The following is a 21,888-nucleotide window of genomic DNA, read 5'->3' on the forward strand; positions in this document are numbered from 1 at the left end:
GTAATTTTCTATTACTTTGGGTCAGTTTTCAATTGCGATTCTGGGTCAGTTTTAGATTACTATAAACAATAGGGAGATTCGATAAGAAAAGTCAAAAATAATGTAATAAAGAAAGCAATTAATCCAAATGTAATTGGATATTTATGGTTTTTTCTTTTCATATAAAACCCTCCTGAATTATTGGACCTCATTAAGTGATGATAAAAAAACTGTACAATTGAGAGGTTACAAAGTTTATAATGACCCATACCCAGCGTTTCCTCCCCGAACCGAATGCTGCGGCTATTATTCCTAAAATGGGCATAAATCCTATTAAACCAATCCATGTGCTAACTTCGAATCCAAAGTGTTCCATAGCGAGAAGAACGCCTAATGCAACTCCAAAAGTTGCTAATATAGACTGAGCAATAATAATTGGGACTTTTCGATCCTTTTGATGAGTCCACACTTTAGCAGTTTGAATATAATAATTTTCTTCATTCCTGAGCAAAAATAAATGCATTAACTAAGCGTAGCTGCTCTTTTCGTTTTGGAAGAGAGCCAGCTAATAAACCAGATTCATCTAATATCCCATGCTCCTGTAATTGTTTTTCAAAATCTCTCATTGTTGATTCGATTTCTATTCGGTTTTTATCTTTGTTAATTTTTTTCAGCAACTGATTAGTAGTCATTTTCAAGTACTTTAGTGTTAGATCATTGAAAAATTTTCGCATGCACTATCCCCTCCCAAGCCAATTTTACCATAATACAATAGTTAAATTTGCGTGATTCAAGACCCTAGAAAGTATCAAAACTTAGGTTCTTGAATTATCTGCAATTACTGCATAGTTAGAACTTTAATCATCTAATGTGAAAAGAATTTGAGTTAAAACTTATTTGGAGATTAAGATATTGGATTGGTTAATAATTATTTCAATTATACTGATTAGCGATAATTCTAATTCTTCATAATTTTTAAACGATAATGACTAAAAAATACCCTGAATATGTTATTATTATGGAAAAGATATGAAAGAAAAGCCCCGTTTTGATAAGATTCTATGATAAGGAGAGAGTATACTCATGCATTTACAAGATGTATTACCGTTAATGTCGAAGATGTATTTGTCAAGGACAGTGGATAGCTTCTTAAAAGATGTGAAGTTGAACAATGAAGAGGAAATGCGGGAGATTATAATTAAAAATATTGATGAGTTTAAGAATGCTGAAAGAGTCAAACTAAACTTGGACTTTAGGGAAGCGAATCGTGATATTACATTAATGAATCGATTTATTTTGAAAAGTTTACTTGGAAGCGAAGGTTACATTCTTTCAGAAAAAGAGATGCATGAGAATGTCTTGGAAATTGAAAGGCAGATTCTAGAGGATAGTCAGGATGATTATTTTGTTGAAAATAAGATTGATGAGACGGCTTTCCGAGTATATAGTGCAGTCTTAGATACGGCTTGGAGTAAAGGGGAAGCCTTAACATCCGATGAAATAAATATTTTATATGCGCTTCGTGAGGTCCTTGGGCTGACAATAAGAGAGCATTACATTATGGAAAGTAGAATCGGTAGATTTCCTCAGAAGGGTAATAAACTACATAACTCAAAACATGTGGATCAATCTCTTAAGGATCTTCAACTTAGAGGGATATTATTGCGGTTCAAAACGGATGATGTTTATTACGTCATACCTCATGATATTGTTAGAGAAGTAAGGTATGAGATGGGAGAAGAGCTTCGTACGGCAACTTATATTGAGTTATTGAACTCATTAAACCTAAAGCAGATAAAGACTATATTATCTACAATCAATATAAATATGAGTGGTAACAAAGATGAGTTAGTAGATAAGATCGTGAAATATAATATATTACCTTCAAAAGCACTCTCTCATTTAAATACTTCAGATTTAACGCAGTTGCTACGTTCCCTAGATGGATCTAATGTGAGCGGAACAAAGGAAACTAAGATACAGAATATTATAGATTATTATGAAAACGTGACGACAACTGTAGACTCAGACCCTACAGATGAACGTTCTATTTATTATGATTATTTTGAAGAGCTAGCTTCGCGTAACTATAAAGCTTTACGGGCTAATAAAGTAATCGAGAAGGATAACCAGGTTGAGAAATACTTTGAGGAAGCTACGCGATACCTTTTTGAGAAGAAACTTAAGCTGCAATTGGAGAACATGAAAGGGAGTAAGAACCCTGACGGTAAAATTAAGCTTAGTTCTAAGGTTAGTTTATTATGGGACAACAAAAGTGTAGAAAAGCCTTACACCTTCCCAGAAGAACACCTTGACCAGTTTTTAGGGTATATTAGATCAGAACCTACACGAGTTTCGATATTCTTGATAGTTACCAGTGACTTTACTCAAGAAGCAGTTTATCAAGCGCAAAAACTTAAAGCATTCTCAGAAGATGATACGGATGTTGCTATAATCACAGCCGAAAACTTAAAATATGTAAGTGAAGTGTGGGAAGAGTATTCGGGTAAAAAGGAACCAGAATTTAGCCATCAAGTACTGAACTTAACAGGAGGGTTTAATAGAAGTTTACTTACTAGTCGAATGGAGTGGGCTTTAAAGTAATGCTCAAGAACTTCTAAATTAACAACTTTTGTTCTATTTATAATTACTCAATCAATTTTATTCTCCTCTCCAGGACACACTCATCTTGAAGAGGAGCTTTTTCTGTCTTATTGAGTAGTCAATGTGCTCTAGTATAATTCAAATCAACCTAACCCTGCTGTTCATATAATGTTATTCCCTCTCTTTTTTGACAATCCCAATAACTATACAATGATTAACAAGGAATTTCCTAAACTTTTCGATTAGATTGATAAAAAATACCACCTATCTTAATTTGATAGGTGGTATTTTTTATGGAGATTAATCATAGTGTGTCAGTTTAAAATGATCATTACATTCTTATAGAAATATAAATAGGTGTTCTTTACCAGAGTTAAAAGTGTTCATTTCTATTGAGCAAAAACTGTCCATTTTAGTTTAGCAGTATACTTTTTGCTATCAACGCTACCCCTAGACTACCTAATTTGTCACGGCAACCGAACAACTCGGGCCCAAAAACAGCTACAAGCGTTCACTGTAAAGTGACAGCACACCAAAAACAGATCTCCAAAGAATTAAGCCTTAATATAGCTTATTAGATATTGTTTGTGCAATTTGTTCTTTCGTTTGTTTGGCTTTTTCATAATGTGTCATCGTGATCCCTGTACATAAAAGGTCAATTACAAAGAGCTGTGAAATTTTCGATACGAGTGAGCCGCTGTCTAGTGGATTTTCCTTTGCTGATGTCAATAAGGCAATATCGGCATATTTCGTTAAAGGAGACTCCATATAGTTTGTGATGGCGATTACTGAAGCCCCGTTGTTCTTTCCGGTTTTAACAGCATCAACGACATCTTTCGTGCTGCCTGTCAGACTAATTGCGATGATGACGGTTTCACTGTCTACAGAATTTGAACGGATCACTTGGTTGTGGGAATCTGTGATGGCTTCAATGTTCATTCCGATCCGCATTAATCTGTTCTGCATGTCTAGCCCGGCAATTCCTGATGAGGAAACGCCGTAAACGACGACCGTATTTGACTCTATGATTTTTTCGATTGCTCTTTGTAATTGATGATCGTCTACCAATTTAGACGTGTCATCAACTGCACTGATCATACTGCTTCTCACTTTATCAATATAAGTGCCATCATGACCGTTTTTCTCACGAATTGAAAGTTCTCTAGCTAAGGCCAGCTTGAACTCTTGATAGCCTTTATAGCCTAGCTTTCGGCAAAAGCGTAGCACAGTAGCTTCCCCGACTTGGCAGGCTATCGCTATTTCAGTTAGTGACTGATAGACGATTTGCTCGAAGTTATCAGTAATGTATTGGTACAGCTTTTGTTCAGATTTAGTGAAATTATTTTTATGTTGTTCCATTAAGATTGTTACATTTACAGTTTTGTTGTCAAATTGGTTTGTCATATTGATTCTCCTTTACATCGATTCTTTTCTTTCCTAATTCATCTTGTCGATAAAAGTAGTCTATTAGCTATCATTGGAGATAAACTCCATTTTTGATAATATTATTGACATAATATTATCATATTGATATCATACACCTAATATATCAATAATGAAAGCGCATTCTTAAATGCCATTAGATGGAGGTTATATAATGAATGGTATCATGACAGCCTTATTGACGCCATTTCACGATGATGGAACCCTTAATGAAAAAGGGTTACGGGAGGTGGTTCGCCACAATATTGATGAAATGCAAGTGAATGGGTTATATGTAGGTGGTTCTACAGGAGAAAGCTTCCTAATGGATGAGGGTAATCGAAAAGACTTACTAGAGATTGTTAAAGATGAAGCAGGGAATGATGTAACCTTAATTGCTCAGATTGGTTCATTAAATATAGAAGAAGCAGTTAGGTTAGGGAATAAGGCCAAAGAACTTGGTTATGATGCGCTATCAGCGATCACTCCGTATTATTATAAGTTTAGTTTCCAAGAGATTAAAGCTTACTATCAGCGAATTACAGAAGAAACTGAACATCCGATGATCGTTTATTCGATTCCAGCTCTTACTGGAACTCAAATCACAATTAAAGACTACGGCGAGTTATTATCGCTTCCCAATGTCATCGGTGTAAAGTATTCGGATACCAATCTCTCCAAGTTGGCTAAGTTAAAGGAATTGTATCCAGATAAAGTGTTTTTCGGTGGGGCAGATGATATGTTACTGCAATTGATCGTGTCTGGAGCGGATGGAGCAATTGGCAGTACTTACAGCATCATCGGTAAAGAAGCGAATGAATTATTTGAATCTTTACAAAAATCTGACCTGGAAAATGCACGCAACTTACAGAAACAGATGAATAAAGTCATTTCAATTTTGGAAGAAGTCGGTGTTTATCAATCTACCAAACATGTATTAAAGCAATTAGGAGTTGATGCCGGCTATATGAAATTCCCTTTCAGAGAAATTACAGAAGACGAGAAGAAACAAGTAGATAAAATTGTCGGTATTCTAACATTAAATAAATAAACATCTTATATTGGGAGTTTAGTAGATGAGTAAAAAATTAATTGTATCTTGTCAAGCTTTAGAAGATGAACCGCTTCACAGTTCATTCATTATGTCCAAAATGGCACTAGCTGCATATCAAGGTGGGGCAAGTGGTATACGCGCCAATACTGTCGCTGATATCCAAGCCATAAAAAAAGAAGTCAACTTGCCTATCATTGGGATCATTAAACAAGATTATAACGATAGTGAGGTTCGAATCACTCCAACAGTCAAGGAAGTACAGGATTTGTTTGAAGAGGGTGTCGATATAATCGCTTTTGATGCAACAGCAAGAGCTCGGCCGAACAATGTAACGTTTGAATCTTTTTTTAATGAGGTGAAAACACGGTTTCCGGAGCAAAAGTTCATGGCTGATGTGTCAACTGTAGAAGAAGCGGTCCACGCAGAGAAATGCGGTGTGGATATAGTTGCCACCACGCTTGTGGGCTATACAGCTGATACAGAAGGTGAGGAGCCTCTTAAGACTTTACAAGGGGTTCTCCAAACTACCAATCTACCAGTGATTGCTGAGGGGAATATGGATACACCTGAAAAGGCAAAGCGTGCCCTTGAACTTGGTGCCACCGCTGTTGTGGTAGGAGGTGCTATTACAAGACCACAGAATATAACTAAGAAGTTTTCTGTGACAATGAGTGAAGTGGATCTAAATAAGGAGGAGAATTAAAAATGAGGAAAAAGCTGTTTTTTGTGTTGATTTTAGGGTTACTATTAATTATTGCAGCATGTGGGGACAGTGAAGAAGATAGTGCATCAGGTAGTGACAATGGTGAGGATGTTGAAGAAACAGGTGAGGAATCAAGTGAGGATGAAGATTTAGGCGAACCGGTAGAATTACAATTTGGTATGCAGCCAAATACACAGTCCAATGAATATGCAGCAGCTGAATACCTTGCTGAGTATGTAGAAGAAGAGAGTGACGGGCAACTGACAATCACTATTTATCCGGATGCTCAACTAGGAAACGACCTTTCTATGCTTGGACAGTTGGAAGATGGTTCACTCGACATTACTTTATCAGAAATGGGTCGTTTTGGTGAATGGCTTCCACGTGCAGAATTGTTAGCGGTTCCATATGTGATTGAAGATTTCGATCATATCCAGCGTGTTGTATATGAAACAGAATTTGGTGAGGAATTGCGAAATGAATTGCTTGAAGAGCAAGGCCTGCGTGTTGTAGACAGCGCCTATAACGGGACACGTGTTACATCTTCAAGTCATGAAATAAACGAACTAGCAGATATGGAAGGTATGAGCCTTCGTGTACCAGAAGCACAAACATTGCTTGACTATGCTGAGTATGTAGGAGCAAATGCAACACCTATGGACTTTGGTGAGGTATACCTTGCTCTACAAACTGGTCAAGTAGATGGTCAAGAGAATCCGCTATCTGCAGTTCAGGCACAAAGTTTCTACGAAGTACAAGATTACATCGCTTTAACTAATCATGTTGTGAATGATAATACCTATGTGGTCAGTGAACAAACATGGCAAGATCTACCGGAAGATTTACAACAAATTTTAGAAGAAGGTATTGATGCAGCTACAGATCATCACACAGGATTGTTCGAACAAGAGGAAGAAGAGCTAATTGAGTTCTTTGAGGGTGAAGGTGTAACTATTACTGAGCCTGACCTAGATGAATTCAGAGAAGCATTATCAGAAGCTTACCCTGATTATTATGAAAAAATCGGTGAAGGTGCAGAGGAATATATGGAACTTATTCAAGACGCAAGAGAATAAAACAACCGTGAAGGTGATTATTCATGTTAAAGAAAATTTATGACAACTTTGAAGAAATTATAGGCACCGCTTTGTTTGTAGTCATGCTAGTTGTTTTAGTTGTCCAAACTCTGACACGCCAAGGGATCGGTGTACCCTTGGTGTGGACAGAGGAGTTAAGTAAAATACTATTCATTTACGCGGGTTATTTGGGAATCGTAGCTTGTATTAAAGATAACAGTCACGTTTCAATTGATGTTTTTATTAACAAACTCCCAGAAAAAGCTCAAAAATGGGTCTATGCATTTAATCAATTATTAATCCTATCAGCATTAATTGTGGTGTTTTATATCAGTCTAACCATTGTAGAAAGACAAGAGCATTTAACAATTGTCACGTTACAAATATCGTATGTTTATATGTATGCAGCTCTACCAATCCTCACGTTGCTTATGATTTATCGCCAAGTTGAACGTTTGATTAAAGAATGGCGCAAAAGTAAAGCGGCGGAGGTGGAGTAAATGGAGATAGCACTTATATTCATTATATGGATCATATTACTCTTTATCGGTATTCCAGTCGGATTCACGTTAATTATTGCTGCTCTTGCCTATTTTATAATCGGCGATTGGAACCTTGTTTACTCTTCAGGGGCGCAGTTAATTGATGGAATCAATAACTTTACATTATTAGCAATTCCATTCTTTATTTTAACGGGGACATTAATGAACGCTTCTGGGATTACAGATCATATTTTCAATTTTGCTATGTCTTTAGTGGGGCACGTGCCTGGTGGGGTAGGTCATGTGAACATCACAGCCAGTTTAATGTTCTCTGGCATGTCCGGTTCATCACTAGCAGATGCTGGTGGACTTGGCCAACTAGAAATTAGAACGATGCGAAAAGCAGGCTATCATGATGACTTTAATGGTGGTTTAACGGCTGCAACAGCGATTTTAAGTGGGATTATTCCACCGAGCTTGAATATGATTATCTATGCCGCTATTGCCAATGTGTCAGTTGCTTCGATGTTTATTGCAGGATTAGTTCCTGGCGTTATGATTGCCATTTCATTATTTGTGACAACATATTTGATGGCGAAAAAACGGGGTTATCAAGTCCTTGACCGTGCCAATCTAAAAGTTATTTGGGAGAATTTCTTGAAAGCTTTTTGGGCATTATTGACACCAATTATTATTATTGCCGGAATCTTCTCAGGATATTTTACCCCAACTGAAGCGGCTGTTGTGAGTACGGTTTATGCTTTAATTCTCGGGTTCTTTGTCTATAAAGAACTGACGTGGAAAAAAGTATATCACAATTTCGTGGAATCTATGAAAATGACTGGTGTTGTTGTTCTTATGCTAGCAGCGATTGAGTTTTTTGGTCAATTCGTGGCTCGAGAGCAAGTGGCCATCAAAGTAGCTGATGGGTTTCTAGGAATCACAGAGAACCCAATTCTTCTACTTATGTTAATTAGCATACTATTGATCGCTCTAGGGACATTTATTGAGGCACTCGCCTTACTTGTACTTGTCGTTCCGGTACTAATTCCAATGGTAACAAGTGTAGGGATTGACCCAGTCTTTTTCGGTGCATTTGTGATCTTAAACTTAATGATCGGTATTTTAACACCACCGATGGGAATGGCCTTGTTTGTCGTATCACGGGTTGGTAACATTCCAGTGGGCACTATGTATCGAGGTGTTGTTCCATTTCTAATTCCAATTGTAGTTGTTATGCTTTTACTCATATTCTTCCCAGAAATATCAACTTTCCTTGTTGATATATTGAATTAACAAATAACAGGTGAATGGAGGGACCCAAGTGATAGCAGGTGCTTTTGATATCGGCGGAACGAGCATTAAATATGGTGTGTTAAATGAACAAGGGGATATTTTATATCAATCCAAGATCTCTACAAAAGCTGACCAAGGTGGCCAAGTCGTGATCGAGCAAGTCATAGAACTTGTGAAGGCTTTGCAGAAGGAATATGAGCTTGACGGAATTGCAATTAGTACAGCCGGGCAAATTAATAAAGAGGAGGGGAGTGTCATTCATGCGACAGATTCCCTCCCTGGTTATACTGGACTAAATATAAAAGAAGAACTTGAAATAGCGTTTTATTTACCTGTTTTGGTGGATAATGATGTTAATTGTGCGGCAGTCGGAGAATATTGGAGGGGGGCAGCAAAGAATGTCGATCATTTTCTTTGTATGACACTTGGGACTGGAATAGGTGGTGCGATCATTATGAATGGACAAGTTTATCATGGTCATGCCTATTCAGCCGGAGAATTCGGTCATATGACACTTTACCCAGGTGGGGAGCCTTGTCTTTGTGGTGATGAAGGTTGCTATGAACAATATGCTTCTAGTAGAGCTTTGGAACAACGGGCAGTTAAAGAGTTAAAACAAGACATCTCACTACCAGAACTTTTTATCAAAGCCCACAATAAAGAAGCGGCACCGGAAGCCGTCATTGAAAGGTGGGTTCTGGATGTAGCCTTAGGAATTAAGTCGCTTGTCCACATCTTTAATCCGCCTTTGATCGTAATTGGTGGTGGTATCTCTGAACAAGGTGATGATCTACTCGATAAGTTGAAAGGAAGTGTTGATGCTCGAATCATGACCTCATTTAAGCGTAACTTGGAAGTGAAATTCGCCCAAAACGGCAACGACGCGAATTTGCAGGGTGCGGTTTATCAGCTGAAGTCATTAGTTTGGGAGCAAAATAACTAAAAGCTTGTATGATCAAAAATCACTGCTAACGTTTGTTGGGGTGATTTTTGTTTTGCTATGAATAAGTAATTAGTGGAGGTAGTTGAAATATGAAAAAACAGATTGTCTGTAAAGTTACCCAAGAGTTAACTGAAATCGATTAGGTAGCTAGAATAACAAATGATCCATTCAAGTAGTTAAACTAGACATGATCGAATCCCAAAAATAAACCCCGTATTACCATACAAAGTGGTACGGGGATTTGTTTAGTGCAGTGTAAGCCTTTTTATTTGGAATCAGTCTCTTTTTCTCCAAACTCTACATATCATGATCCGTTTTTTGTTTTTGCCGTGAATGATTTCGCTGTTTTACTTTGTGCGAGCCTTGCAGCGGTTTGCCATATGGTTGTTTCGGGCTCTTTGGTAAATTTGGTTCTGCCTGCTGTTTTGGTCCTTTAGGATTTCCACTCATTTTCTATCTCCTCCTTGCTGATTTACGGATAGCTTTTGACAGGGAAAGAAATCTATACTTTGGAAAGCTAAATTCTCACGGCACTTGCCTAATTCATTTATTATGTATCTTATCATCTTACCTTGGGTGATAAACCAAAATGCTGTTACAATCACACTAAATAAGAGAAAAGATTGATCAAATTATAAACCAAAAAGAGTGAGTAGCACCTGTTTATTAATTTATGGGTAAAAGTAATATTTGAAACTAAACTTACCTTAAGATTGAAAAAGAAAGTAAATAAATTGTGTAATTTAATCAATGTCTCTTATAATGTTTGAAGTGTGGTAAAGGAAGTAGGTAATTTATGGAGACTATAATATTTATATTAATCATTTTGATCGCTTCCATTCTTCAAACGAGTACAGGGTTTGGCTTTTCTATTTTAGCTACTCCTTTCCTTCTTTTATTATTTGATGCATTCGAAGCTATTCAAATAAACTTAATATTGTCTTTAATTATTTCTATTGCGTTAATAACGAAAATTAAGAAGGATGTTGATTTTGGCATACTAAGAAGGTTTGTAGTAGGAAGTATGACGGGTCTTCCTATTGGAATTATGATCTTCTTATTAATTGATATAAATCGATTAAAGCTTGGAGTAAGCCTTATAATTCTAGGATTAACGATCATGCTTATTCTCAAGTTTCGAATTAACCAGAATAAGAACAGAGACTTAGTTGTTGGTGGACTCTCTGGTTCACTGACAACAAGTATAGGTATGCCAGGACCGCCATTATTATTATACTTTTCAGGAACTAATACTCAAAAAGAGAAATTAAGGGGTACTACACTAGCTTTTTATTTATTTATATACTTTGCAAGTTTAATCATCCAAGTGATTTTTGCAGGAACTAATAAAACCATCTGGGTATCAAGCTTATGGGCTTTACCTTTAGTTGTTGTAGGGTTGTATGTGGGGCAGTTATTGTTTAAAAGAATTAATCAAAAAGTCTTTCGTATATTTACATATATCCTATTAATGTTTACAGGAATATACTTACTAATTGAAAGCTTGGGATTAATTTAGTTCAAAAGGTGCCATTTGAGTTTGATCATTTGTTAATCAAAAAGCCTGCTTCACTTTTCTGAGTGAAACAGGCTTCTTTCATCCTACTTAGTTCTTATTCACTGACGCATCATTAATGGAATCAACAGCTTCTTTAAGTGTTTTGTTAAACTCGTCATCTGATTGCTTCACGCTTAAGTCACTTGCTAGTGCGCGAGAGAAACTAGCAATCAGTTCTTCATGGTCTTTTAGCATTTCGTTTGCTTCATCACGAGAATAGCCACCAGATAGTGCAACAACACGAACCACGTTTGGATGTTCTGCTAAATCTTTGTAAAGGTTAGCTTTTGATGGAATCGTTAGCTTAAGCATTACAAATTCATCAGAACCTAATTGATCCAAATGCTTTTTGATTTCAGCTTTTAGAATGTCTTCACACTGTTCTTTATCAGAGCTGTTAATGTCAACTTCTGGCTCAATAATTGGCACTAAACCAGCTTCGATAATCTTCTTACCGATTTCAAATTGTTGGTCAACAACGGCCTTAATGCTTGCTTCATTTGGTTCATGAACAACAGAACGCATCTTGGTACCGAACATTCTACGCTCATTCGCACGGCGTAATGTTTCATCAAGGTCGTGAATTGGCTTCATAAGTTGAACGCCGTTTTCTTTGTCGGCTAAGCCTTTGTCGATCTTTAAGAATGGCACGATGCCTTTCTCTGCTAAGTAATCCCCCGTATACTTACCTTCAATTTCACGATCCATTGTTTGCTCGAATAAAATCGCACCAAGGATTTTCTCCGCATCAAAAGCAGGAGAAGTAATGATCCGTGTACGCATCTCATGTACAAGGTCAAACATTTCCTCTTCGTTAGAGTATTGATCCTCTGTAACACCGTATCCAGCTAACGCTTTTGGCGTACTGCCACCACTTTGGTCAAGTGCAGCAATAAACCCGTTACCGTTTTTCATTTTGTCAAAATGTGTTTGGTTCATCTGATCACTTCCTTATCGTCATACTAAATAGTTCCTATTTACAATCATATCATTATCTACTACATCAGGTCTATTCGAAAAGTGTCAAATTTTAATGTTTAGTGGATTAAGGAACAAACCTAATAAGATGGTTCGACTCAGAACTAATCCATTCGCCTTATTTTCATCTAAATGAAATCAGATTAATAAAATTTAAAAGGAGCAGGAATAAACGAGTCGAAATGTAATATTATGAGAATGACCCATTTTACTTAGCAAATGACATTTCAATGCGCCAATGTAACTTCTTTAAACTCATTAGTCAAAAATACAACTGCGAAAGTGGGTGTTTATTGATGAGGATATCAAGTGAGAAGCATGAAACGAAACGAGTAGGGTTGGCGTTATCAGGTGGTGGATTTAGAGCGTCTTTATTTCATGTTGGTGTATTGGCCCAATTAGCAGAGTTTAAAAAATTAAAGGAGATCGACACTATATCGACCGTGTCTGGCGGTTCAATTGTCGGTATGATCTATTACCTTCACTTGAAGAAATTCCTTGAATCAGAAAATAGAACGATCCATGATGAAGATTATTTAAGTATTATGAAGAGCGTCGAGAGTGAAATTTTAGAAATCGTAAATAATGGCTTTAGAACGATTAGCCTCTCAGGTCTTCACAAGTTTTATACGATGACAGGTGATCAACTAAGTCAAGATTTAGATGAAAGGTTTAGAAGGATTCTTTCTCGTGATCGTCCTTTATCAGTAAATGATCTAACTATTAACCCACTGTATGAAGGTAACCAACCACCTAAAATGATTGTTAATGCGACATCACTTAATAATGGTGAGTTGTGGGTATTTTCTAGTGAAGGAAACAGCCACATTAAAGAGCATTTAGAGGATATGAAAGGAGGTAAGTGGAAGGGCTATTATAAGGACTCAGATTATTTAAATGGTTTTACAATTGGTAAAGCAGTAGCGGCTTCTGCAGCAGTCCCCGCATTTATTAAACCTGTATCCATTAAAAAGAGTAAAATGAATATACAATTAGTTGATGGTGGCATGGTGGATAATTTAGGGACGAATAGTTTATTAGAAGATTGTAACCATTTAATAATTAGTGATGGATCAAAGTATTTAGAAACGAAGCTTAGACCATCTAATTATTTGTTTAGTGTTGTAATTAGGACTCAAAATATATTCATTAATGCGATTGTAAGAAGCAATTTGAATAATGTCGATATTGACCTAGAACATATTGATATGAGATATGGTCTACCTAGACATATGATCATAACTGACCAAAATAAAAATAAATTGAACCACGGAGTGAATGTCTCGATTCAACATTATTTATCAAACATGAGAACAGACCTAAATTCATTCTCTGAAATAGAGTCGAAATCGCTCATGCTACTTGGGTACCGGTTTGCTCTTGCTGAATTCAGTGGCATGGATGCTTTAAAGAATTTACACCGGTCTAAAATATGGCCAGAGGAAAATTGGCAGTTTATATCAATCGTTGATCAGTTCAACCACCCAGACGCTGATTTCTTAAAAGAATTAAAAGTAGGAAAGTATCGCTTATTTAGACGCCTTAGAAAGAAGTTTATCAAATTGGACTAAAACAATGACAGGCATCATTAACCTGTCAAACTGTTGAATATATGTTTAATGTAAAGCTCAGCCGTGTTATTAATTCCAAGATCACTAAGCATACGACTCCCAACAACATCTTCAATTTCATTAAATATTAGTTGCTCGTTATCTGTTAAGAAAAAGTCGACACCGGCATAGTCAATATGAAGTCCACTAAGTAATTGTGTAATTAATTGGCGGTGTTCAGCTGTGTAATGGAAGAGTTCACATTGTTTGTGGTGACTATAATTCAATAATAGCTCACCATTATTTTTTCGAATAACGGCATGAACAATTTGATTATTAATGATATAAAAGCGAATGTCACCTATTAATGAGTAGACTTGTTCTTGTTGGATTCGATTATAGAAGCTTGGGATCTCCACAGTTTCTCCTAGTTTTATAACACCATCCCCACCATGGCCATGAATCGGTTTTGAAATGATATTGTCTTGATTCGTCCAGTTTAACAGTACAGAGGGGAATGGAACACCTTGGTTTTTCGCATGGTGGTAAGCAGCTAATTTGTCATTGCCTAAAAATGTCACTTTAGAATTATTAAATACTTTAATATCGTTTAATTCTAGTAGTAATGAGAGGTGATGGTCTCGACTGCGATTAATCGCGAATGTAATCGTTTCAGAATCATTTAATCCTTGCTTATAATAATCTTCTCTATAGACCATCTCTAACTCCATGTCATGTTGAAACGCGACATCTTGTAACCATTTGGCATAATGTTTATTGCGGTTATAGTCTTTTTTATTATAAATTAAAATACCCTTCATGATAGTTCTCCTATAATATAATCTAAAATAATCCCACCGACATTAATACCTGAGATCTTTTCATAGCTTAAGAAATTAACATTCGAATTCACTTCACAAACAATCGACTCACCATCAGCACCAAATAGCAAATCAACCCCACTAAAGTCTAAATTTAAAGCTTGGTGCGCTCTAAGGGCTAGATCTTTTTGTTCTTTTGTTAAAGCGACGACTTCGCCTTTCCCGCCTAATGTAATATTGGCTCTAAAATCAGAAGCGAATTCTCTTTTCATACCACCAACAATTTGATTACCAACAATGTTCACCCTAATATCTTTTCCAAATGAGCTTCTAATCGGCTCTTGGAAAATGAAGTCCCGACCTTCAATCTCTTTAAGCTGATGAGTTAGTTCTTCTTTCTCGTTAACTTTATAAACTTGCATACCAAAAGATCCATACGCTTCTTTAATAATTACCTCTGGGCCTAATTCATCAATAATATAATCAATATATTGATCAGGTAATTCGTGATCGTAAAAGGTATATGGACCAATGATCGTTTTAGGTACTCTAATGTGTTTATTAGCCATTTTAAGGTGCATTAAAGCTTTATGATCACAATTCATGATCGCTTCACTTGAATTAAACAGTCTATAGCCCATTAATTCTAAATGTTTGGCTAGTTTAATATCTTTATCCCAGAAAACAATAAAATCAGGATTACTTATATTTTTAAGAGACTTTAAATCAACTTTACCTCGAGAATTGATAATAGGGAATAATTCTCGGTTTGTGATCGCTTCTAGTTTAACCCCCATTTTCTCGGCTTCTAGTACTAGTTTTTGTACCAATTCTTTAAACTTCGGAGTTCTTAAGCTGCCGTTATATATAATCCATCCATTCATAAAGTAGCCTCCACATGGTTTCTCGCATTTTCATAACATTAATTATACGTCAAAATAACACGATTTTCTAAGCCTTATGTTAAATGCTGTTCACCTCTTCAAAAAATTAAGATAAAATAAGATCTAGATAGTAATAGTTATAAAAATTCCGCCTATTACAATGTCAAGTACTATATCAGTGATTAATATTTTAATCTACTAATAATAGTGATAAACTTATGGTAGAAATCTAAAGTTAGAGTGGTGTGAAAACCTATAACTATCTTGCTGTAACGCCTTAGCAAGGTAAATACATCTTTTGGACAAAACGTTAAGGAGTATGAAAGAGCATGAGCAATAATACAGATGTTATCTTAATCGGTGCCGGCATCATGAGTGCAACATTAGGATCACTTATAAAAGAATTAGAGCCAGATTGGAATATTAAAGTATTCGAAAAGCTCGATCGTGCAGGTGAAGAAAGCTCTAATGAATGGAATAATGCAGGCACAGGGCATGCTGCACTTTGTGAGTTAAACTATACGAGTGAAAAATCGGACGGCTCAATTGATATTAGTAAAGCGACGAAAATTAATGAGCAATTCCAAGTTTCAAAACAATATTGGGCTTACCAAGTTAATCAGAACAAACTGAATCGCCCTGAAGAGTTTATTATGGCCTTACCACATATGAGTTTAGTTCATGGTAAAGAGAATGTAGAATTTTTGAAAAAGCGTTATGAAGCAATGGCTAGTAATCCATTATTTAGTGGCATGGAATTTTCAGATGACCCTGAGCAGTTAAAGGAATGGACGCCTTTAATTATGAATGATCGTCAAGTTGAAGCGCCTATTGCAGCTACTAAAATCGATGGAGGAACAGACGTTAATTTTGGTGCCTTAACACGCAAAACGTTCGACTATTTAAAAGGACAAAATGTAGACATCCATTATAAGCATAGTGTTGATCAATTAAAACAAAATAGTGATGGTTCATGGGAGTTAAAAGTTAAAAACTTAGAGACTAATAGTGTAGAGCGTCACACCGCCAAGTTCGTTTTTATTGGTGCAGGTGGTGGAAGCTTACATTTACTCCAAAAGTCAGGTATTCCAGAAGGTAAGAAGATCGGAGGCTTCCCGGTGAGTGGCTTATTTATGGAATGTAACAACCCTGAAGTCATTGAACAACATCATGCAAAGGTGTATGGTAAGGCCCCTGTAGGCGCTCCACCAATGTCTGTACCACACCTTGACACACGCTATATTAATAACGAAAAGTCCTTATTATTCGGACCATTTGCTGGTTTCTCACCCAAGTTCTTAAAAACCGGTTCGCTCTTCGACTTAGTGACATCTGTTAGGCCGAACAATTTGTTTACAATGTTGTCAGCAGGGGCTAAGGAGATGCCTTTAACGAAGTATTTGATACAACAAGTATTATCATCAAAAGAAAAACGGATGGAAACATTACGCGAATTTATCCCGAATGCGAAAAGCGAAGATTGGGACTTAGTCGTAGCTGGACAACGTGTACAAGTGATTAAAGACACTGAAGAAGGTGGCAAAGGGACACTTCAATTTGGTACAGAAGTCGTCACAGCATCAGATGGTTCCATTGCGGCATTATTAGGTGCCTCTCCAGGTGCATCAACAGCTGTTTCAGTTATGCTAGAAATAATGGAGAGATGCTTCAAAGAACAAATTAAACAATGGGAGCCGAAAATAAAAGAAATGATCCCTTCATATGGTCAGCGACTAGAAGAAAATCCAGAGCTCATTCGTGAAGTTCATGCTTCAACAGACGAAGCACTTGGGTTAGGTGGACAAGTTTTAGAAGAAGTAGCGGCAACGACTTGATTTAATAAGATCAGAAGAGGTATAAAATTAGTTGTAATAATAGAGGATCCGAATGAATCGCCATAAATGAATCATTCGGATTTTCTACATTGATACCGCTACACCAAAAGAGGCTGAACGCTGATAAAATAACCCAACCGCTGATTTTAAGATAGCTTAGGTGAATATTCTTCTAAAGTTACTAAAATTTACTATTAGAATGATGCCAAATGTTTCTTTTGGGAGGTGTCGATTTGCCTTACGTTGAAAATCGACCAGCAGGATTTTGGATTAGGTTTTTAGCTTTTTTTATTGACGGTATTTTAATGAGTGCCTTTGCTTACTTAGTTGCAGTGGTAATTAGAGATCATAAACACCTTGAATCATTTAAGATAATCGGGTCTGAACGGTATTACACAACTGCTGGTATGATTGCCGATAACATTTATATCATTTTATTTATTATCATCTTTACGGCAACACTTAAAGGTTCATTAGGGAAATTGATTTGTAGAATACAAGTAGTTAATCAAGATCATTCAACGATTAGTCTATTAAAATCAATAGGTCGATACTTTGCACACATTGTTTCTATCTTTACGATTATTGGTGTTGTCATGGTAGGCTTAAATAAACGAAAGAAAGGCTTACACGATTTGTTGTGTCAAACTGTTGTCGTTTATCGGAATCAGTATAGTGACCCGACAGATTGGTAAAGTTAAGGTGCTATGAAAAAGGACCTTATTTCTAATAGCATTAGGGAAATTAAGTAAGCTAATTTTCCCTATTTTAATCTAGTAGTGGAATGGTCTAAACTCTATTAAATGACAAAAAAGTCATCATAAGTTATAATATAAAAGTTCTTAATCACCTTTCATGCCATGGAAAGGGGTTTTTTTATGATTAATTTACAAAATGTAAGTAAACGTTTTGGTGAGTATGAAGCGATTAAATCGGTCTCTGTATCGGTTAATCATGGCGAAATATACGGCATAATTGGTGCTAGTGGGGCAGGTAAGTCAACGTTACTTCGGTTGATTAATTTACTAGAGTCCCCTGATGAAGGTGAAGTGATTGTTAATGAACAATCATTAACTCACTTAAAAAGTAAAAGCCTTAGGCAAGCTAGGCAGTCGATTGCAATGATCTTCCAACACTATAACTTGTTAGGAAACAAGACGGTATATGATAATGTTGTTGTTCCTTTGGAGTTATCTAAGGTAGTGAGGCAAGAACGTGAAGCACGTGTAATGGAAAGCCTTCGATTTGTTGGTTTAGATCATTTAAAAGATCAATATCCATCACAACTAAGTGGTGGTCAAAAGCAGAGAGTTGCCATTGCAAGAGCACTAGTAAACCAACCTCAAGTGTTGCTATGTGATGAACCAACTTCATCACTCGACCCGAATACGACATCGGAGATTTTAGGTGTGTTGAAAAATATTAATCAAAGCTTCGGTGTGACGATTGTGATCGTTAGTCATGAGATGGAAGTGATTAAAAGTATTTGCCAACGTGTGACAGTTATGGCTGATGGTGAAGTCTATGAAACCGTTGAAATTGAACCATCAGGAATCCAAAAGATTGACCATAGCCCGAAAGGATTTGTTGAGAGGCTGAGACAGGGTGGTGATCGTAACCATGCCTGAAGTGTTAGTCGAATACCAATCAGAGATTTGGCAATCAATTGGTGAAACGTTTATTATGGTAGGGTTTTCAATCTTAGCGGCAATTTTAGTTGGTTTACCACTTGGAACGTTTTTGTTCTTGTGTCGTAAAGATCAAATCTTAGAAAATCAATTAGTATTTTCATCTTTAAATTTAATCGTCAATGTTATCAGATCGTTTCCATTTTTACTCTTAGTCGTGGCTATGATTCCTTTTACAAGGTTGATTATTGGTACAGCAATTGGAACAGCTGCTGCGACAGTTCCGTTAACCGTTATTGCGATTGCTCATTATTCTCGTTTAGTAGAACAATCATTACTTGATATTCCTAAAGGGGTTATGGAAGCTGCAGTCTCAATGGGTGCTTCAATTAAAGAGATTATTTTTAAATTCTTATACGTTGAAGCGCGATCTGCCCTTGTACTTAGCTTAACGACATCAATCATTAGTTTTATATCTTATTCGACGATTATGGGAGTTGTTGGTGGAGGCGGTATTGGAGACTTCGCCATTCGTTATGGTTACCAGCAGTTCAGAACTGATTTGATGTTTTACATGATTATCATCATGGTCATACTGGTACAGTTCATTCAGTTTAGCGGAATTACAATAGCAAGAAAGATTGATAAAAGATAGGAGAGAAGGACACATGAAAAAATTACTGATCCCAATGACATTAATGTTGTTGATTTTAGCAGCTTGTGGTGGTGATGACCAAGATGCAGGGGATACTGAAGAACCACAAAACTTAGAAGGCCAAACGTTAGAGGTTGCCTCTTTAATTCCACCGATGCTAGATATTCTTGAAATTGCTCAAGATATTCTAGCTGAAGAAGATGGTATTGAGTTGGAGATTGTTGAATTAAGTGACAACATACAGCCAAATGATGCCCTAGCTACAGAAGAGGTCGATGCGAACTTCTTCCAGCACGTTCCTTATATGGAAGAGTATAATCGTAATAATGATTCTGACTTAACGGCAATTCAGCCAATTTACTATGCTAACTATGGTGTTTACGCTCAAGATTATGACACAATGGACGAAATTCCAGACGGTGCAGATATTGCTATTGCTAATGATATCTCTAACTTAGATCGTTCATTAAGACTATTAGATGATCATGGTATTATTACTTTAGCTGAAACAGACAATCCGCATTATACATTGTCTGACATAGAAGAGAATCCACATGATTACAACTTTCAAGAAGTGGATCTTTTAATGTTAGCAAGATCGTATGATGATGTTGATGCTGTTTTAATGACACCTGCTTATGCTGAACCTCTTGACCTAACACCTAAGAGTGACGCACTTCTGACTGAAGGTGAAGAAAATGACTTTGCCATTACATTAATTGCGCGTGAAGATAACGCTGATTCAGAAGTAATCCAAAGATTAGCAGAAGCCATGTCAAGTGATGAAGTACTTGAATTTTTAGAAGAAAATTACGAAGAAACATCAATCCCAGCATTTTAATAGTGAAATCATGAAAGCTACTTATACTGATCTATCAGTATAAGTAGCTTTTTTAGCTTGATCCTCCTTAGCTCTTTTTTCTAATTAGTTGAATTCGTCTTTTACTTTTCTCAGCGATACGTTGCCATTTTCGATAGAGCTCCTTATATTTAGGGAACTTTTTATAATGGTCTGGTGGTTCAATTGGGTCTTTTATCCCATTAACAATTAGTGTGATTTTAAATCGTTCACCAGGCTCATCGATTAAGTAGGAGCCGATTTTAAACAGCTCAGCCTTAGAGAATAAATCATGAAGGCGTAAGTTAAGTTGCCGGAACATTTCCATATTGATCTCTCTTGTATAACCGATATTAATAATCAGTTGTTTTCCATCGGTAAAATCATCTGGTAAGTATGGTGTGGAAATCATATATTTTAATGGAATATCAAATGATTCCTCTTCAACTGTATAGACAAAGAGAGCGCCTTTATTTTTATTGATAAAAGTATGAAGGTCGTGAAAATCAATGTTGATCTCACCTGTGTTTGTAATGATTTCGGTTAAAGATTGGATAGCATGTTCTTCAATTGCTTCAAAAGTAGAATGGGCCTCTCGAATAGTCGTTTGACTGTCAATTAGCTCCATGAAGTCATCACTTTGAAAGTAAATGACCGCATCACAAAATTCCTTCATCCTTAAGTACTGTGTAGTAGCGATTTGAAATCTTTTCTTTCCTTCAAAACGAAATGGAAAGCGGAATATACCAATCAATAAGTTTTTTTCCTCTTTTAATGCCCGCAAGTTTTCAACTAATTCATCTGTTTCACTTGCGTTTCCACCGATCAATTTATAAAAGTATAAGTCATCTTGCAATGACCCTTGTGAAGAGGGCTTGTCTAATTCTAAGTCATCTTGTTCAAGGCGATGTATTTTTACAGGTGTCTCCATAATCTCCGCTCCTTACAAATACTTTTCAATATTATATAAGATTTCGCATAAGTTTCTTGTCAAAAGTTGTGATTATAATCAACTTATTTTGTTGTAATTTGTCATATTCAAGTTGGAAGGGGTGGGGTACTTTTGATGGTTCAATTTCCTGTACAAATGGTGGAAGGAAAAATGTATAATAGTGAGTGATATCTTTTCAAAAAATTAAGAAACTAGGGGGATTTTATGCTATTAGCTATTATTTCTGGAATTATTCTATATATGGCGATCGGTATGCTTTATTACTCACCATTATTATTTGGAGAAATATGGGTAAGATTATTGAAAATAGATCAACCTGAACACCCGAGGTATGGTTTATTAACATTCGTCACTATCATGACGGTGTTGTTAACCTATTTCTTGCTACACTTGACGAATGCATCAACGCTAATAGACGGATTGATTGTTGGTTTGGGATTGGGTGTAGTTGTTAGTCTCGCTTACGCAAAGGATTTTATATTTGGATTAGGTATTCATACAGAAAATGCCTTTAAAGTGTACTTGATTGGTGTTGGTTATCATTTGTTCTCGCTTCCTGTTATTGGTTTAGTTATGATGTTTTTTATCTAAAAAGCATTAGCAAATTCAACTTAAGCCCATAAAATATAC

At 36.3% G+C, this 21,888-nt stretch carries 23 protein-coding genes; 15 read left to right on the forward strand and 8 right to left on the reverse strand.

Annotated elements, in window-relative coordinates; translation table 11 throughout:
* Positions 1-190: 190 nt before the first annotated feature.
* On the reverse strand, positions 191-502 hold the full coding sequence (locus ABDZ63_RS09905; protein WP_343783363.1) for a hypothetical protein: 312 nt from the start codon (positions 500-502) through the stop codon (positions 191-193).
* On the reverse strand, positions 477-713 hold the full coding sequence (locus ABDZ63_RS09910) for a hypothetical protein (RefSeq protein ID WP_343783364.1): 237 nt from the start codon (positions 711-713) through the stop codon (positions 477-479). Before ABDZ63_RS09910 ends, ABDZ63_RS09905 begins: the two co-directional genes overlap by 26 nt.
* A 349-nt stretch (positions 714-1,062) precedes the next feature.
* On the opposite strand from ABDZ63_RS09910, the gene ABDZ63_RS09915 reads away from it, so the two are divergent.
* Positions 1,063-2,583, forward strand: coding sequence for a hypothetical protein (locus tag ABDZ63_RS09915; RefSeq protein WP_343783365.1), 1,521 nt, complete (start codon positions 1,063-1,065; stop codon positions 2,581-2,583).
* A 561-nt stretch (positions 2,584-3,144) separates the two neighbouring features.
* On the opposite strand, the gene ABDZ63_RS09920 is transcribed toward ABDZ63_RS09915, so the two are convergent.
* Positions 3,145-3,987 (reverse strand): MurR/RpiR family transcriptional regulator, encoded by an 843-nt coding sequence (locus ABDZ63_RS09920; RefSeq protein ID WP_343783366.1) that lies wholly within the window; start codon positions 3,985-3,987, stop codon positions 3,145-3,147.
* A 193-nt stretch (positions 3,988-4,180) separates the two neighbouring features.
* Between ABDZ63_RS09920 and ABDZ63_RS09925 the strand changes: the two genes are divergently transcribed.
* Genes ABDZ63_RS09925 through ABDZ63_RS09950 form a run of 6 tightly spaced genes read left to right on the forward strand, consistent with a single transcriptional unit; the run spans position 4,181 to position 9,559 of the window.
* Positions 4,181-5,056, forward strand: a complete 876-nt coding sequence (locus tag ABDZ63_RS09925) for an N-acetylneuraminate lyase (protein ID WP_343783367.1) — start codon at positions 4,181-4,183, stop codon at positions 5,054-5,056.
* 25 nt (positions 5,057-5,081) lie between these two features.
* Entirely contained in the window at positions 5,082-5,762 is a 681-nt protein-coding gene (locus tag ABDZ63_RS09930) for an N-acetylmannosamine-6-phosphate 2-epimerase (protein ID WP_343783368.1), read from the forward strand.
* 2 nt (positions 5,763-5,764) lie between these two features.
* On the forward strand, positions 5,765-6,838 hold the full coding sequence (locus tag ABDZ63_RS09935) for a DctP family TRAP transporter solute-binding subunit (protein WP_343783369.1): 1,074 nt from the start codon (positions 5,765-5,767) through the stop codon (positions 6,836-6,838).
* A 23-nt stretch (positions 6,839-6,861) separates the two neighbouring features.
* Complete coding sequence (locus tag ABDZ63_RS09940; RefSeq protein ID WP_343783370.1) at positions 6,862-7,338, forward strand: TRAP transporter small permease; 477 nt, start codon at positions 6,862-6,864, stop codon at positions 7,336-7,338.
* Entirely contained in the window at positions 7,339-8,616 is a 1,278-nt protein-coding gene (locus ABDZ63_RS09945; protein ID WP_343783371.1) for a TRAP transporter large permease, read from the forward strand. It abuts the gene before it with no gap.
* A 28-nt stretch (positions 8,617-8,644) separates the two neighbouring features.
* Entirely contained in the window at positions 8,645-9,559 is a 915-nt protein-coding gene (locus ABDZ63_RS09950) for an ROK family protein (protein ID WP_343783372.1), read from the forward strand.
* A 297-nt stretch (positions 9,560-9,856) separates the two neighbouring features.
* Here ABDZ63_RS09950 and ABDZ63_RS09955 read toward each other — a convergent pair whose 3' ends face one another.
* The gene (locus ABDZ63_RS09955; RefSeq protein ID WP_343783373.1) at positions 9,857-10,009 is read right to left on the reverse strand and encodes a small acid-soluble spore protein P; all 153 of its coding nucleotides are present in this window, start codon (positions 10,007-10,009) and stop codon (positions 9,857-9,859) included.
* Positions 10,010-10,355: 346 nt separating this feature from the next.
* Here ABDZ63_RS09955 and ABDZ63_RS09960 point away from each other — a divergent pair, with 346 nt between their 5' ends.
* The gene (locus ABDZ63_RS09960) at positions 10,356-11,078 is read left to right on the forward strand and encodes a sulfite exporter TauE/SafE family protein (protein WP_343783374.1); all 723 of its coding nucleotides are present in this window, start codon (positions 10,356-10,358) and stop codon (positions 11,076-11,078) included.
* Between the two features lie 87 nt (positions 11,079-11,165).
* Here ABDZ63_RS09960 and ABDZ63_RS09965 read toward each other — a convergent pair whose 3' ends face one another.
* The gene (locus ABDZ63_RS09965) at positions 11,166-12,056 is read right to left on the reverse strand and encodes a fructose bisphosphate aldolase (protein ID WP_343783375.1); all 891 of its coding nucleotides are present in this window, start codon (positions 12,054-12,056) and stop codon (positions 11,166-11,168) included.
* 335 nt (positions 12,057-12,391) lie between these two features.
* On the opposite strand from ABDZ63_RS09965, the gene ABDZ63_RS09970 reads away from it, so the two are divergent.
* A complete protein-coding gene (locus ABDZ63_RS09970) occupies positions 12,392-13,666 on the forward strand; it encodes a patatin-like phospholipase family protein (RefSeq protein WP_343783376.1) in 1,275 nt (424 codons plus the stop codon).
* Positions 13,667-13,683: 17 nt separating this feature from the next.
* Here ABDZ63_RS09970 and ABDZ63_RS09975 read toward each other — a convergent pair whose 3' ends face one another.
* Both ABDZ63_RS09975 and ABDZ63_RS09980 read right to left on the reverse strand, forming a co-directional pair.
* Complete coding sequence (locus tag ABDZ63_RS09975) at positions 13,684-14,466, reverse strand: ATP-grasp domain-containing protein (protein WP_343783377.1); 783 nt, start codon at positions 14,464-14,466, stop codon at positions 13,684-13,686.
* A complete protein-coding gene (locus ABDZ63_RS09980) occupies positions 14,463-15,350 on the reverse strand; it encodes a RimK family alpha-L-glutamate ligase (protein ID WP_343783378.1) in 888 nt (295 codons plus the stop codon). The genes ABDZ63_RS09975 and ABDZ63_RS09980 overlap by 4 nt, the downstream gene beginning before the upstream one ends.
* Positions 15,351-15,679: 329 nt before the next feature.
* Here ABDZ63_RS09980 and ABDZ63_RS09985 point away from each other — a divergent pair, with 329 nt between their 5' ends.
* The 5 genes from ABDZ63_RS09985 (at position 15,680) to ABDZ63_RS10005 (ending at position 20,309) form a co-directional block, all read left to right on the forward strand.
* Positions 15,680-17,185: a malate:quinone oxidoreductase gene (locus ABDZ63_RS09985; protein WP_343783379.1), complete on the forward strand. Its 1,506-nt coding sequence runs from the start codon at positions 15,680-15,682 to the stop codon at positions 17,183-17,185.
* Positions 17,186-17,418: 233 nt separating this feature from the next.
* A complete protein-coding gene (locus tag ABDZ63_RS09990; RefSeq protein ID WP_343783380.1) occupies positions 17,419-17,880 on the forward strand; it encodes an RDD family protein in 462 nt (153 codons plus the stop codon).
* 183 nt (positions 17,881-18,063) lie between these two features.
* Positions 18,064-18,813 (forward strand): methionine ABC transporter ATP-binding protein, encoded by a 750-nt coding sequence (locus ABDZ63_RS09995; protein ID WP_343783381.1) that lies wholly within the window; start codon positions 18,064-18,066, stop codon positions 18,811-18,813.
* Positions 18,806-19,468 carry a methionine ABC transporter permease gene (locus tag ABDZ63_RS10000; protein ID WP_343783427.1) on the forward strand — a complete coding sequence of 221 codons (663 nt, stop codon included), beginning with the start codon at positions 18,806-18,808 and terminating at the stop codon, positions 19,466-19,468. Before ABDZ63_RS09995 ends, ABDZ63_RS10000 begins: the two co-directional genes overlap by 8 nt.
* 13 nt (positions 19,469-19,481) lie before the next feature.
* Complete coding sequence (locus ABDZ63_RS10005; RefSeq protein WP_343783382.1) at positions 19,482-20,309, forward strand: MetQ/NlpA family ABC transporter substrate-binding protein; 828 nt, start codon at positions 19,482-19,484, stop codon at positions 20,307-20,309.
* A gap of 67 nt (positions 20,310-20,376) precedes the next feature.
* Here ABDZ63_RS10005 and ABDZ63_RS10010 read toward each other — a convergent pair whose 3' ends face one another.
* Positions 20,377-21,237 (reverse strand): FtsZ/tubulin family protein, encoded by an 861-nt coding sequence (locus ABDZ63_RS10010; RefSeq protein ID WP_343783383.1) that lies wholly within the window; start codon positions 21,235-21,237, stop codon positions 20,377-20,379.
* Between the two features lie 225 nt (positions 21,238-21,462).
* Here ABDZ63_RS10010 and ABDZ63_RS10015 point away from each other — a divergent pair, with 225 nt between their 5' ends.
* Positions 21,463-21,849 carry a DUF1761 domain-containing protein gene (locus tag ABDZ63_RS10015; RefSeq protein ID WP_343783384.1) on the forward strand — a complete coding sequence of 129 codons (387 nt, stop codon included), beginning with the start codon at positions 21,463-21,465 and terminating at the stop codon, positions 21,847-21,849.
* The last annotated feature ends 39 nt before the right edge of the window (positions 21,850-21,888 follow it).

Origin of the sequence: Alkalibacillus silvisoli (assembly GCF_039521975.1) — a bacterium.
Lineage (GTDB): Bacteria > Bacillota > Bacilli > Bacillales > Alkalibacillaceae > Alkalibacillus > Alkalibacillus silvisoli.

What these genes read in the sequence shown, in the direction of transcription:
- ABDZ63_RS09940 (WP_343783370.1), top strand. Translation starts at nt 6,862, where the DNA reads ATGTTAAAGAAAATTTATGACAACTTTGAAGAAATTATAGGCACCGCT.
- ABDZ63_RS09945 (WP_343783371.1), top strand. Translation starts at nt 7,339, where the DNA reads ATGGAGATAGCACTTATATTCATTATATGGATCATATTACTCTTTATC.
- ABDZ63_RS09905 (WP_343783363.1), bottom strand. Translation starts at nt 502, where the DNA reads ATGCATTTATTTTTGCTCAGGAATGAAGAAAATTATTATATTCAAACT.
- ABDZ63_RS09980 (WP_343783378.1), bottom strand. Translation starts at nt 15,350, where the DNA reads ATGAATGGATGGATTATATATAACGGCAGCTTAAGAACTCCGAAGTTT.
- ABDZ63_RS09965 (WP_343783375.1), bottom strand. Translation starts at nt 12,056, where the DNA reads ATGAACCAAACACATTTTGACAAAATGAAAAACGGTAACGGGTTTATT.
- ABDZ63_RS09975 (WP_343783377.1), bottom strand. Translation starts at nt 14,466, where the DNA reads ATGAAGGGTATTTTAATTTATAATAAAAAAGACTATAACCGCAATAAA.
- ABDZ63_RS10010 (WP_343783383.1), bottom strand. Translation starts at nt 21,237, where the DNA reads ATGGAGACACCTGTAAAAATACATCGCCTTGAACAAGATGACTTAGAA.
- ABDZ63_RS09935 (WP_343783369.1), top strand. Translation starts at nt 5,765, where the DNA reads ATGAGGAAAAAGCTGTTTTTTGTGTTGATTTTAGGGTTACTATTAATT.
- ABDZ63_RS09930 (WP_343783368.1), top strand. Translation starts at nt 5,082, where the DNA reads ATGAGTAAAAAATTAATTGTATCTTGTCAAGCTTTAGAAGATGAACCG.
- ABDZ63_RS09920 (WP_343783366.1), bottom strand. Translation starts at nt 3,987, where the DNA reads ATGACAAACCAATTTGACAACAAAACTGTAAATGTAACAATCTTAATG.
- ABDZ63_RS09925 (WP_343783367.1), top strand. Translation starts at nt 4,181, where the DNA reads ATGAATGGTATCATGACAGCCTTATTGACGCCATTTCACGATGATGGA.
- ABDZ63_RS09995 (WP_343783381.1), top strand. Translation starts at nt 18,064, where the DNA reads ATGATTAATTTACAAAATGTAAGTAAACGTTTTGGTGAGTATGAAGCG.
- ABDZ63_RS09915 (WP_343783365.1), top strand. Translation starts at nt 1,063, where the DNA reads ATGCATTTACAAGATGTATTACCGTTAATGTCGAAGATGTATTTGTCA.
- ABDZ63_RS10005 (WP_343783382.1), top strand. Translation starts at nt 19,482, where the DNA reads ATGAAAAAATTACTGATCCCAATGACATTAATGTTGTTGATTTTAGCA.
- ABDZ63_RS10000 (WP_343783427.1), top strand. Translation starts at nt 18,806, where the DNA reads ATGCCTGAAGTGTTAGTCGAATACCAATCAGAGATTTGGCAATCAATT.
- ABDZ63_RS09960 (WP_343783374.1), top strand. Translation starts at nt 10,356, where the DNA reads ATGGAGACTATAATATTTATATTAATCATTTTGATCGCTTCCATTCTT.
- ABDZ63_RS10015 (WP_343783384.1), top strand. Translation starts at nt 21,463, where the DNA reads ATGCTATTAGCTATTATTTCTGGAATTATTCTATATATGGCGATCGGT.
- ABDZ63_RS09985 (WP_343783379.1), top strand. Translation starts at nt 15,680, where the DNA reads ATGAGCAATAATACAGATGTTATCTTAATCGGTGCCGGCATCATGAGT.
- ABDZ63_RS09955 (WP_343783373.1), bottom strand. Translation starts at nt 10,009, where the DNA reads ATGAGTGGAAATCCTAAAGGACCAAAACAGCAGGCAGAACCAAATTTA.
- ABDZ63_RS09910 (WP_343783364.1), bottom strand. Translation starts at nt 713, where the DNA reads ATGCGAAAATTTTTCAATGATCTAACACTAAAGTACTTGAAAATGACT.
- ABDZ63_RS09970 (WP_343783376.1), top strand. Translation starts at nt 12,392, where the DNA reads ATGAGGATATCAAGTGAGAAGCATGAAACGAAACGAGTAGGGTTGGCG.